The sequence below is a fragment of the Aeromonas sp. 75A genome, assembly GCF_051919425.1.
Classification (GTDB): Bacteria; Pseudomonadota; Gammaproteobacteria; order Enterobacterales; family Aeromonadaceae; genus Aeromonas; species Aeromonas veronii.
Map to the genome: position 1 here is coordinate 803993 of NZ_JBQBES010000002.1, position 12003 is coordinate 815995.

A 12003-nucleotide genomic window follows, 5' to 3' on the forward strand; every position below is an offset into this window, starting at 1 on the left:
TCTGCCGGGTCATCTGCCAGACTCGACGCCAGCCGTACGGCGGAGCCTGCAGCTTACATAAATTACAAAGTGTGAAGCACGTGAATAACGTGCGATCTCAACGAGGATTTTTTTATGATGAAAATGGCTCCTTCCATGATCGCCATCGCCATGGCTGCTCTGGGTGCTACCGCTGCTCACGCCGCTGACGACATCTACTTCGGTGCCGGTGTCGGTGCTACTCACTTCAACGGCCTGAACAAGCTGGAAAGCACCAATGTAGGCCAGGAAGACGCGGCTGCTGCCAACGCCTTCATGGGTTACAACTTCACCGAAAACTTCGGTACCGAACTGGGCTACCAGTACACCGGTCGTGGCAACACCAACGGCAACCGTTACGAAAGCCAGGGTGCCACCCTGTCCGGTATCGCCCGTATGCCGGTTGGCAACGACTTCTCCCTGTTCGCTGAAGGCGGCGCCTACTGGGGTCACACCGATGGTCTGGGTACCAGCGACACTAAAGTTTCCCCGCTGGCCGGTGCTGGTGTGACTTACAAGGTAAATGACGCGCTGGATCTGCAAGCTCGCTACCGCTACATGTGGGACGTGGCTGACCTGCACGCCAACGGTGAGCGTTACAAAGCCAACCAGAGCATCGCTACTCTGGAAGCGGTATACCACCCGTTCCGTACTTCCTACGTAGCTCCGGTAGCTGCTCCGGTAGTTGAAGAAGCTCCGGCTCCTGCTCCGCAAGTTGTAGAGAAGAACTTCGCCCTGAACTCAGACGTACTGTTTGCCTTCGGCAAAGACACCCTGAAGCCGGAAGGCGTTGCAGCCCTGAACGGTCTGTATCAGCAAATCGTTGAGTTCCAGCCGAAAGATGGCAACGCTGTTGTTGTTGGTTACACCGACCGTATCGGTTCCGACGCTTACAACCAGAAGCTGTCTGAAGCCCGTGCCCGTACCGTTGCTAACTTCCTGGTGAGCAAAGGTATGGCTGCCAGCAAAGTTGCCATCGAAGGTCGTGGCGAAGCCAACCCGGTTACCGGCACCAAGTGCAACGGCGTAACTGCTAAAGCTCAACTGATCTCCTGCCTGGCTCCGGATCGTCGCGTAGAAGTTCGCGTATCTGGCGTACAAGAAGTTCAGCAATAATCTGACCTCGTTCAGATAGTGCGAAAAAAAAGGGATGCTGCGGCATCCCTTTTTGTTTGCCTAGTTCTCGCTTGCATCCCTCACTCCCGCCTCCCTGCCCTTGCCTGCCCCGTCTCGAAAGCATAAAGTAGTTGCGCCTGTAAGGTATTGGATAAGCACTAAAAAGCGCTTCTTGTCCGGTCTGTTGTCCATGACGCCAATGCATCATGAGAGTCCAAAGCCTTCGCTATCCACTTTGCTGGCGATTTTTCGCAGCAATAAAAACAAGTGCATTGCCCGACATGGGCTAACACAACGAGGATAAACCGATGAAACTCAAAATGGCTCCTACCCTGATTGCACTGGCGCTCGCCGCCGCAGGCACCACAGCTCAGGCTGCCGATGACTGGTACACCGGTGTTGGTGCAGGTTGGGCATATGCCCACGGTCTGGATGATTTTGGCAAAGACACTGACAAAGACGCCACTGCGCTGAGCCTGTTCGGCGGTTACAACTTCAACGACTACTACGCAGCTGAACTGGGCTACCTCTACGCCGGTAAAGCGGGCGTTGACGGTGCCGATTTCAAAACCCAGGGTGCCACCCTCTCCGGTATCGCCCGCCTGCCGCTCGGCGATATCTTCTCGGTGTTTGCTGAAGGCGGTGCCTACTTCAATCACGTCAACGGCAATGGCAACAGCGACAACGGCACTGCGCCGCTGGCGGGTCTGGGCCTGACTGCCAAGCTCTCCGACCTTATCGATGTGCAAGCACGCTACCGCTATCTGTGGAATCTGGGTGACGAGCAGAAAACCTGGGAGAGCGACATGAGCGTCGCGACCCTGGAGCTGGTGATGCACCCGAACCGTACCTCTTATGTTGCCCCGGTTGCCGCCCCTGCGCCTGAGCCGGTTCCCGAGCCGGTACTGGTCGACAAGAACTTCGCCCTGAGCTCTGACGTGCTGTTTGCCTTTGGCAAATCCACCCTCAAGCCAGAAGGTGTCGCAGCGCTGAACACCCTGTATCAGCAGATCGTTGATGTTCAGCCGAAAGATGGCAGCGCCGTGGTCGTCGGTTACACCGACCGTATCGGCTCTGACGCCTACAACCTGAAACTCTCCGAAGCGCGTGCCCGTACCGTAGCCGACTTCCTGGTTGGCAAAGGTCTGCCGGCTGGCAAAGTTGCCATCGAAGGTCGCGGTGAAGCCAATCCGGTCACCGGCACCCAGTGCAACAGCGTCAAGGGCAAGGCTCAGCTGATCTCCTGCCTGGCACCGGATCGCCGTGTAGAAGTACGCGTCACCGGCGTGCAGCAAGTACAACAGTAATCCTGCAGTCCGACGTAACAAGGAGGCCACCTGGCCTCCTTTTTCTTGCCGCTTATTTCACCCACCTTGCAACCCTCTTTTGCCCCCTTCCTCTTCCCGTCTCGCGCCATGGTTCACGGCGTGTCGCCCCCATACCTCTTTGGTGGTTAAAAACAGCCCGTCACCTATACATAAGTGTGGGGTTTGACCAGCAGGCAACCTCACTACACCAAACATCGACGAGGATACGCGATGAACATAACAGTAAAACCTGTGTGGATTGCACTGGCATTGGCGAGCACAGGCGCACAAGCGGAACCGGTTCACGACTGGTATGCCGGGGTTGGCGGTGGCTGGGCCATTGCCCACAATCTGAGTGATTTCAGTCAGGATGTCGGCAAGGATGCGACTGCGCTCTCCCTGTTTGGCGGCTACAACTTCACGGAAAATCTGGGGGCCGAGATTGGCTATCTCTCCACCGGTGACTGGGATATCAGCGGCCATGACTTCAACAGCAAGGGAGCCACGCTGTCAGTCATTGGCCGCCTGCCGCTCAGCGAGATGTTCTCGCTCTTTGCCGAGGGCGGTGGCTATATCTATCACGTCGAGTCGGTCAATGGCGGGGACGACAACCTGGCGCCGCTGGCGGGTCTGGGAGTGACGGCCCGGCTCCATGACTGGGTCGATCTGCAGGCACGCTACCGTTACATAGTGCGCATTGGCGATGATCCGGATAACGGCAAAGCCAACAGCGGTACCCAGCGCTGGGTCAGCGACATCAGCACCGCCACGCTGGAGCTGGTGATCCACCCGAACCGCAGCCAACCTAAAGAAGCGGCCCCCACGCCCGCCCCGGTCGTGGTTCCCCCGCCACCGGCCGAACCGGAAGTGGTGGATCAGACCTTCAACCTCAGTTCCGATGTGTTGTTCGCCTTTGGCAAAGCGGACCTCAAACAGGAGGGAATGAGTGCGCTGGACGATCTCTACCAGCAGATCGTCGACGTGCAGCCCAAGGATGGCAGTGCGGTCGTGATGGGATATACCGACCGCATCGGCTCGGATGCCAACAATCAGAGGTTGTCAGAAGCTCGGGCCCAAACCGTTGCCGACTTTCTGGTCAGCAAGGGATTACCTGCCGACAAGGTGAGCATCCAGGGCAATGGCGCGAGTAATCCGGTCACCGGCAACCAGTGTGATGCCATCAAGGCGAAGGCGGCGCTCATCGACTGCCTTGGGCCGGATCGCCGGGTCGAGGTGCGCGTCACCGGCGTACAGGGCGGCAGCGAGTAGTTGATCTTGAGGCGATAACCATGTCAGACGTGCAGTAAAAAGGGATGCCGAGGCATCCCTTTTGCTTTGCATCTTCCCGCAGAAATCAGAACGAGGTGCGACGGTAGCGGCGATATTCCGGATGCCAGAAGTTGGCGTCGATGGCCTGATCGATCACCTCGTCCGGGGTCTGCACCGCCTTGCCCTGCAGCATGGCGGTCTTGGCTACCATCTTGGCGATGTAGCGGGAGACCTGATGGATATCCGCCAGATCCGGCAGCAGAGAACCCTCCTCCCCTTTCACCAGCGGCGAACACTCTGCCAGCGCGCGACTGGCCGACATCAACATGGCGTCGGTCACCCGGGTGGCGCCGGAGGCGATGACGCCAAGGCCGATCCCCGGGAAGATGAAGGAGTTGTTGCACTGGGCGATGACGTAGCGCTTGCCCTTGTGCTCCACCGGTGCGAACGGGCTGCCGGTGGCCACCAGCGCCTGACCGTCGGTCCAGCGGATAAGGTCTGCCGGCGTCGCCTCGACCCGGGAGGTGGGGTTGGAGAGCGGGAAGATGATGGGACGGGCACAGTGCTTGTGCATGGTCTTGACCACCTCTTCGGTAAACAGCCCCGGCTGGCCGGAGACCCCGATCAGGATGTCCGGGCGACCGTGCTCCATCACCTCCAGCAGGGAGATATTGTCCCCCACCGGCCAGTCGGCGATGCGCTCCACCGGTTGGGAGAGACGGCGCTGGAAATCGAGCTGGTTGGGGATCTTGTCGGTGATAAGACCAAAGCGGTCCACCATAAAGACACGGCTGCGGGCCTGGGCATCGGTCAGCCCCTCGGCCTTCATCTGTGCCACGATCTGCTCGGCGATACCGCAACCGGCGCTGCCCGCACCGAGGAAGGCAACCCGCTTCTCGGAGAGCTTGGCGCCGGAGGCCTTGCAGGCGGCGATCAGGCTGCCCAGCGTCACCGCCGCAGTGCCCTGAATATCGTCGTTGAAGCAGCAGAGCTCGTTCTTGTAGCGGTTGAGCAGTGGCATGGCGTTGTTCTGGGCGAAGTCCTCGAACTGCAGCAGGATGTCGGGCCAACGGCGCTTGACCGCCTGAATGAAGGCATCGACGAACTCGGCATACTCATCCCCCGAGATACGCGGATTGCGCCACCCCATATAGAAGGGGTCATTCAGCAGTTGCTGGTTGTTGGTGCCGACATCCAGCACCACCGGCAGGCAGTAGGCGGGCGAGATACCGCCACAGGCGGTGTAGAGGGAGAGCTTGCCGATGGGAATGCCCATGCCGCCGATCCCCTGATCACCCAGACCCAGGATCCGCTCGCCATCGGTCACCACGATCACCTTGACGTTCTGCTTGGTGGCGTTTTGCAGCATGTCATCGATCCTGTCCTTGTCCGGATAGGAGATAAACAGGCCACGGGCGCGGCGATAGATGTTGGAGAACTCCTCGCACGCCTTGCCCACCGTCGGGGTGTAGATGATGGGCAGCATCTCGGTCAGGTGGTTGTGCAGCAGACGGTAGAAGAGCGTCTCGTTGGTATCCTGGATGTTGCGCAGGTAGATGTGCTTGTCCATGTCGTTGCCAAACGCCATGAACTGGCGATAGGCGCGCTCGGCCTGCTCTTCGATGGTCTCGATATTCTGGGGCAACAGACCTTCGAGGTTGAAGTTGCTGCGCTCTTCGCTGGTGAAGGCGCTGCCCTTGTTGAGCAAAGGGGTCTCCAGCAGGGCGGGACCGGCGTAGGGAATGTAGAGAGGACGTTTCTGGTTATTATCTTCAAACATGGATCTTGGTACCTAAACGGTTAGCTAGACGCAGGGACCCGCCGATCCTAGGGGCTTGTCTCATTAATTTCAAAGAGTTTGCACATCCGTTGCAAAAGGTTTGCGACCCAGTCGACGAAAGGCGCCGGGGGTCTGACCAGTCAGACGACGAAAGCGGTTGGCAAAGTTGGCACCATCGCTGTAACCGACCCGGGCCGCCAGCTCGCCAAGTGGCCAATTGGTATAGAGCAGCAGCTGGCGCGCCTTGTTCATTCTGAGCTCGGTCACCCTCGCCATCGGCCCCATACCGAACGCTTGCTGACAAAGCCGGTGCAGATGGGGTACAGAGCAAGCCATCTGTCGGGCCAGCAGGGCGACACACCAGGGTTCGTCCAGGCGCGCCTCCACCCGGCGAAACAGTGCCTGCAATCTGAGTTCAGGGGTGCCGCGCACCTCCCCTTGCAGGGTGCGCTCCAGCAGCGCCAGCAACAGGCTAAGCAGTTGGGGTTGCAGCGAAGAGCGAACCCCTTCCCCCTGCATCAGGCTGAGCAGATGGTAGAGCTGATCGCCGCCATCCCCTTGCCAGATACGGTGACCAAGGCGGTGCAGATGCTGCCAGCGCGGCACGTCATCGAGCAAAATCCAGCTGATCTGCCAGCTTTCGCCAATCAGTTTGAGACCGCCGGGCACGGCGGCGGGCAGGAAAATCAGTGACCCGGCCGGAATGGCTTGCTCACCCTCGTCGGTGAGCAGCGCGCCACCCTCATCGTGACTCACCATCAGAATGTGAAACTCGGGGCGATTGCGACGGATGAGGTAGTGATCCCGCACCCGGGAGAGGCCGGTCAGGAAGATCCCCGCCTCGCCGAGCAGGGGCAGCCCTTCACGTCCCAGCATCTGCTCTTCACAGGCTGGCGCTATCTCCAGACACTCGCTGGCAAATGGCATAACACCTCAACAGGATATTTTTACACAAGAAAATAGAGAGCTACTCACAGTGAGAAGAGCCTCATCAGCCCCTATCATACCCCTGACAAACCTTGCTTTTCTCATACCCGGTTAACAACTATGAATTATTGGCAAGCGATTTTAAAACAAACCACCGATCGCGAGTTCATGACCCGATTGTGGCGGCTGGCCCTGCCTGTCTCGCTGCAATCCATGATGTTCTCCCTGCTCGGCCTCATCGATATCATGATGGTGAGCCAGCTTGGCACCACGGCTGTGGCGGCGGTCGGCTTGGGTAACCGGGTCTTCTTTTTCAATCTGCTGGTGATAGCGGGCCTCGCGGGCGGGGTCTCGGTATTGGCAGCACAATACTTCGGGCGCGGGGAGATGGCCGGGGTGCGCCGCTCCCTGGCGCTGGCCATAGTGGGCGCCCTGCTGGTCACCCTGCCCTTTGCCTTCATCTATGTGTTATCACCGGGCAGCGTGCTGGGTTTTGCCAGTCAGGATCCGGCACTGCGCGAGCTGGCGGATCAATTCTTGATGATCACCGGCGCCACCATCCTCTGTACCGCCATCGTAGTGCCGCTGGAGTCAGCCCTGCGCTCGGTCGGCAATGCCGCTGCGCCAACCCGCATCGGCATTATCGCCATCATCGCCAACGTCATCCTCAACTACGCCCTCATCTTCGGTCACTTCGGCTTCGAGGCGATGGGGGTCGTCGGTTCGGCCTGGGGCACCACCATTTCCCGGCTGCTGCAGACAGCCCTGTTGCTGCTCTACGTAAAGCGTTATGAGGCGCGCCTGATCCCGCGCGCACCAGACTGGCTGGCCGCCTTCAAGCGCAAGGAGGTGGTGCGCTTTACCCTGATCGCCCTGCCGCTGCTGTTCCATGACGGCCTCTGGGCCTTCGGCATGCTGATTTACGGCTTTCTCTACGCCCATCTTGGCACCGATTCGCTGGCCATCATGACCACCCTCGGCACCCTGGAGAGCACCCTTATCTCCCTCTTCTTCGGACTGGCGGTGGCCTGCTCCACCCTGCTCGGCCACCGGCTCGGGGCCGAGGAGTACGAGGTCGCCTGGCAGCACTCCCAGCTGTTCCTGCTGCTGGCACCGATTGGCGCGCTACTGGTGGGGATCATCGTCTGGCTGCTGCAAGCCAACCTGCTGCAGTGGGTCGGCAACCTGCCCCCCGAGCTGATGACAGAGGCTGGACAGGTGCTCGGCATCATGTGCCTCGGGATGCTGCTCAAGGTGTTCAACATGGTGGGGATCATCGGGGTACTGCGCTCTGGCGGTGATGTGAACTACAGCATCTTCATCGATATTGTCGGCATGTGGTGCATCGGCATACCGCTCGCCTGGGTGGCGGTCACGCTGCTCGGCTGGCCCCTCTCCTGGGTGGTGGCGGTGGTCTTGCTGGAGGAGCTCAGCAAGGTGCTGCTGGTGCAGCGCCGTATTCGCCAACGCTGCTGGTTGAAGAATCTGGTGATCGGATAAACAGCCACAAATCGGGGTCATATCAATGACAGAAAAACCCTGTTTGCAGTATGCTGGGCGCCTCTTCAATCAGAGGCAGGGATTCCACGATTTCCCTGTCCAGTAGTCGTTTAAGGAGACGAGCATGCAACCACAGAAAGAGCTGATCACCGAGACGGCCCTGCTTGAGATGGCCAACAAGATCATCAAAGAGCATGAAGACTTCATCCACGGTATGCGCGCCGATTCGGTGGAGCAGAAGGGGGATATTCTGGTGTTCAAGGGGGAGTATTTCCTGGCCGAAGATGGCACCCCGACCGGCAAGACCATGGCGGTCTTCAACATGTTCAAGCTGCTGGCCCAGCAGCTCTCCGGCAAGTACAAGCTGGCCTGATCTCGCCAGCTCATTGCCAACAGGATGCCGCCCTCAGGCGGCATCTGTTTTTGCGCGGTTCTGCCCCTCGACCACCACGCAGTTGCGTCCCGCCATCTTGGCCTGATAGAGGCACTCGTCAGCACGGTTGATCAGAATGTCGATGGTGTCATCGGAACGAGCCATGGCAATCCCGATACTCACCGTCACCTCCAGCAATTCGTCCGAGGTGGGGCTCTTCACCAGACGCGCCTCGACGGCAATGCGCAGCCGCTCGGCCATTTTGCTCGCCAGTGCCGGATCGGCGCAGTTGTGCATCAGGATGGCAAACTCTTCACCACCATAACGCCCCAGCACCATGTCAGGCTCCAGCTGCTCGCCCAGGGTGGTAGCCACCTCCTTGAGCACCGCATCCCCCGCCAGATGGCCGTAGATATCGTTGATCCGCTTGAAGCGATCGAGATCCAGCAGCATCACCGCAAAGGGCTTCTTCTTGAGTTGCAGCCGGATTCTGGCCTGCTCCAGCTGCTTCATCAGCAGGCGGCGGTTCATCATGCCGGTCAGCTCATCGGTGGTCGATTCCCGATAGAGCCGCAGCAGCATGTTGAGTTGGCCACACTGCACCCAGCAACTGGCCATGGTAAACATGCCGAGCACCCACACCTGATTCAGAGTGGCCTGACTCCAGATGCTCTGTCCCACCAGCAGCCAGTGGCCCAGCAGCATGGTCACCAGTACCACGCCTGCCAGTTGCAAGCCGAGGGAGAGGGGGATGGGGAAGATGGCAAACAGGGTGATCAGCAGATAGGGAAAGGCCGCATAACCCGCCTGCAACTCCTGTCCTACGCCAAAGCTGTTCAGGCAGAAGAGGGAGAAGAGCATCATCACGGCCATCAGGTAGCCAAGGGCCAGCTTCATCCGCTCCCGCTTGAAGTGGATGAGGTACGAGAGCGGAATAAGTGGCGAGAGCGCCAGGGTGCAGAAGATCCTGGCCTGGAACAGCTGCTCGAAATGAACGGCGGGCAAGGTCAACCAATCCACCACTGCCCAGGCGGGCAATCCAAGCATCAGCAAGCAGGTCAGCAGGCGCAACCGCACCGTCATAAATCCCATGCGAGTACGAGTAAAATCTTCGGAGTGAACCCTCGCACTCCAGAACTCTGACAACTTGAGCATCCAGAGTCTCCACGATGAATACTGAGGGCTCATTCTACACCTACAAAGTGGTAAAAATGTCATTAGCGGGGAGAATAAAAAGGAGATGTCGATCACACAAACCGACAGATGATAATCGCAGCGCGCAAACGTTTCAACCCATCAAAAAATAAACCTTTTTTTGCATAATTAGCGCTGGTCAGCCTCATTTCAATCACTACAATAGCGCCCAATTTTCTCCCCCTCCCCACACAATTCGAGGTACTTATGGAACAGGCTGCTGTCACATGCGCCAATCGAGAGGCACATCCACCCAGGCGAGCCCATAGCGAACTGGTCTATGGCATAGAGGATATCCCGCCTCTGCCCCAGACGCTGTTCGCCGCCCTGCAGCATATGCTCGCCATGTTTGTCGCCATCATTACCCCGCCCCTGATTATCGCCAATGCCCTCGGCCTCCCTGCCGCCGACACCCGTTATATCGTCTCCATGTCGCTGGTCATGTCCGGCATCGCCTCCTTCATTCAAACCCGCCGCTTCGGCCCCATCGGTTCCGGCCTGCTCTCGGTACAGGGCACCAGCTTCAACTTCCTCGGCCCCATCATCGCCTCCGGCCTCGCCCTCAAGCAGGCCGCCATGCCCACCGAGGATCTGTTGGGCACATTGTTCGGCACCATGATGGTTGCAGCACTCACTATCGTGGTGATGAGCCGCTTCCTCCATCTGGTGAAACGGATCATCACCCCGCTGGTGACCGGCATCGTGGTGCTGCTGATCGGTCTGACCCTGATCAAAGTAGGTCTCATCAGCATGGGCGGCGGCTATGCAGCCCTCTCTGATGGCAGCTTCGCCAGTCACACCAACCTCTTCCTCTCCCTGCTGGTGCTCGGCCTTATCGTGTTGCTGCAACGCAGTCGCAACCCCTGGTTACGCCTCTCCGCCATCATGATCGCCATGCTGGCGGGCTATGCCGTGGCGCTGTTGCTGGGCAAAGTGAGCGCCCCCACCTTCGACGGCCCCCTGGTGATGGTGCCCATTCCGCTCCACTACGGTCTCGGCTTTGACTGGCAGCTGTTCGTGCCGCTCGCCATCATCTTCGTGGTGACGGCGCTCGAAGCAATCGGCGACATGACCGCCACCTCGGATATCTCCGGCGAGCCACTGGAAGGGCCTGTCTATATGGAGCGGATCAAAGGCGGCGTGCTGGCCGATGGTGCCAACTCCATGCTGGCGGCGGTGTTCTCCACCTTCCCCATGTCCACCTTCGCCCAGAATAACGGCGTTATTCAGCTGACCGGGGTGGCCAGCCGCCATGTCGGGCTCTTTATCGCCGCCATGCTGGCCCTGCTTGGCCTGTTCCCGGCGGTCGCCAGCCTGGTACAGCAGATCCCCGAGCCCGTGCTGGGGGGCGCCACTATCGTGATGTTCGGCACCATCGCCGCCGCTGGCGTGCGCATCATTGCCCGCGAGGAGCTGGATCGCCGCGCCCTGATGATCCTGGCGGTGTCGCTGGCCATGGGGCTGGGAGTCGCGCAGGTGCCGGAAGTGCTGCAACACCTGCCGGAGCTGGCCAAGAGCGTGCTCTCCTACGGCGTCGCCACCGGTGGCATTACCGCCATAGTGCTCAACCTGCTGCTGCCCAAGCGCGAAGCGCGTCACTCCTAAGAGATCGCCTACCGATAGCAAACAGCCCCGCACTGCGGGGCTTTACCTTGCCAGTCGCCACGGGTAGTGTGCTGGGCAGCCTTTTTTGAGGATGCCGCCATGCCCTATCGCCTGCTCTCCCCCCTCCCCGATACCGCTTCACCCGCACAGATACTGGCGCAAGAGCAGTGCTGGTTGCGCGACTGTGCCCATGACGGCCAGCCCCGCGCTCACCTCTGGCAGGCGCCCCAATGCCTGATTGTCACTCGCAAAGATACCCGCCTCCCCCATTACGAAGCCGCCTGCCAGCAACTTGCAGATGAAGGCTGGCCGGTACATGTGCGCGACAGTGGCGGTACCGCCGTGCCCCACGGGGTGGGGATCCTCAACCTATCCCTGCTGCTGCCCCGCACCACCACAGACCTCGCCCACTACTACCGGCTGCTGGGGGCGCCGCTGCTGACCCTGCTGGCGGAGTACGGCCTTGAGGGAGACTATGACTTCGTGCCCGGATCCTTTTGCGATGGTCAGTACAATCTGGTGATCGGGGGACGCAAGATCACCGGCACTGCCCAGCGCTGGCTGGCACCGGGGCAGGATCACCAGGGCGCCGTGCTGGCGCAAGCCATGCTGCTGGTGGCGGGTGATGTGGATGAGGGAACCAGAATGGCGAGCCGCTTCTACGAGCTGGCGGGCGGCGAGCTGCGTTTTATGGCGGGAACCTCCACCACGCTGGCAAGCTGCATCGATTGGCACGGTAGCGATCAGGCACTGGTAGAGAAAGTGCGAGCACGTCTGGATAGCCTGCTGAGCGAGGGGCTATCCCCCTCATCCTGACCTTATCCCGAAGGGAGAGGGAAAGTCCCCGCCCATAGACACAGCGCACAAAAAAAGCCACGACCGGAGTCGTGGCTTGTTCTTTTCAATGGACACGT

General features: G+C 59.7%; 10 protein-coding genes. 7 read left to right on the forward strand and 3 right to left on the reverse strand.

What is annotated here, in order from left to right; genetic code table 11:
- Positions 1–114 precede the first annotated feature (114 nt).
- The 3 genes from ompA (ACTG2T_RS03520) (at position 115) to ACTG2T_RS03530 (ending at position 3710) form a co-directional block, all read left to right on the forward strand.
- Positions 115–1134, forward strand: a complete 1020-nt coding sequence (gene ompA / locus ACTG2T_RS03520; protein WP_139405972.1) for a porin OmpA — start codon at positions 115–117, stop codon at positions 1132–1134.
- Between the two features lie 308 nt (positions 1135–1442).
- The gene (gene ompA / locus ACTG2T_RS03525; RefSeq protein ID WP_005358919.1) at positions 1443–2441 is read left to right on the forward strand and encodes a porin OmpA; all 999 of its coding nucleotides are present in this window, start codon (positions 1443–1445) and stop codon (positions 2439–2441) included.
- A 231-nt stretch (positions 2442–2672) separates the two neighbouring features.
- On the forward strand, positions 2673–3710 hold the full coding sequence (locus ACTG2T_RS03530; RefSeq protein WP_330124103.1) for an OmpA family protein: 1038 nt from the start codon (positions 2673–2675) through the stop codon (positions 3708–3710).
- Between the two features lie 85 nt (positions 3711–3795).
- On the opposite strand, the gene ACTG2T_RS03535 is transcribed toward ACTG2T_RS03530, so the two are convergent.
- Both ACTG2T_RS03535 and ACTG2T_RS03540 read right to left on the reverse strand, forming a co-directional pair.
- Positions 3796–5490 (reverse strand): NAD-dependent malic enzyme, encoded by a 1695-nt coding sequence (locus tag ACTG2T_RS03535; RefSeq protein ID WP_005338379.1) that lies wholly within the window; start codon positions 5488–5490, stop codon positions 3796–3798.
- 69 nt (positions 5491–5559) lie between these two features.
- Positions 5560–6417, reverse strand: coding sequence for a helix-turn-helix transcriptional regulator (locus ACTG2T_RS03540; protein ID WP_330124102.1), 858 nt, complete (start codon positions 6415–6417; stop codon positions 5560–5562).
- Between the two features lie 120 nt (positions 6418–6537).
- Here ACTG2T_RS03540 and ACTG2T_RS03545 point away from each other — a divergent pair, with 120 nt between their 5' ends.
- A complete protein-coding gene (locus ACTG2T_RS03545; protein ID WP_330124101.1) occupies positions 6538–7917 on the forward strand; it encodes an MATE family efflux transporter in 1380 nt (459 codons plus the stop codon).
- A 124-nt stretch (positions 7918–8041) separates the two neighbouring features.
- Positions 8042–8290: a YciN family protein gene (locus tag ACTG2T_RS03550; RefSeq protein ID WP_005338382.1), complete on the forward strand. Its 249-nt coding sequence runs from the start codon at positions 8042–8044 to the stop codon at positions 8288–8290.
- 33 nt (positions 8291–8323) lie between these two features.
- Here ACTG2T_RS03550 and ACTG2T_RS03555 read toward each other — a convergent pair whose 3' ends face one another.
- Positions 8324–9445 (reverse strand): GGDEF domain-containing protein, encoded by a 1122-nt coding sequence (locus tag ACTG2T_RS03555; RefSeq protein ID WP_330124100.1) that lies wholly within the window; start codon positions 9443–9445, stop codon positions 8324–8326.
- Between the two features lie 246 nt (positions 9446–9691).
- Between ACTG2T_RS03555 and ACTG2T_RS03560 the strand changes: the two genes are divergently transcribed.
- Positions 9692–11089, forward strand: a complete 1398-nt coding sequence (locus tag ACTG2T_RS03560) for a nucleobase:cation symporter-2 family protein (RefSeq protein WP_330124099.1) — start codon at positions 9692–9694, stop codon at positions 11087–11089.
- Positions 11090–11188: 99 nt separating this feature from the next.
- The gene (locus ACTG2T_RS03565; RefSeq protein ID WP_330124098.1) at positions 11189–11905 is read left to right on the forward strand and encodes a lipoyl protein ligase domain-containing protein; all 717 of its coding nucleotides are present in this window, start codon (positions 11189–11191) and stop codon (positions 11903–11905) included.
- The last annotated feature ends 98 nt before the right edge of the window (positions 11906–12003 follow it).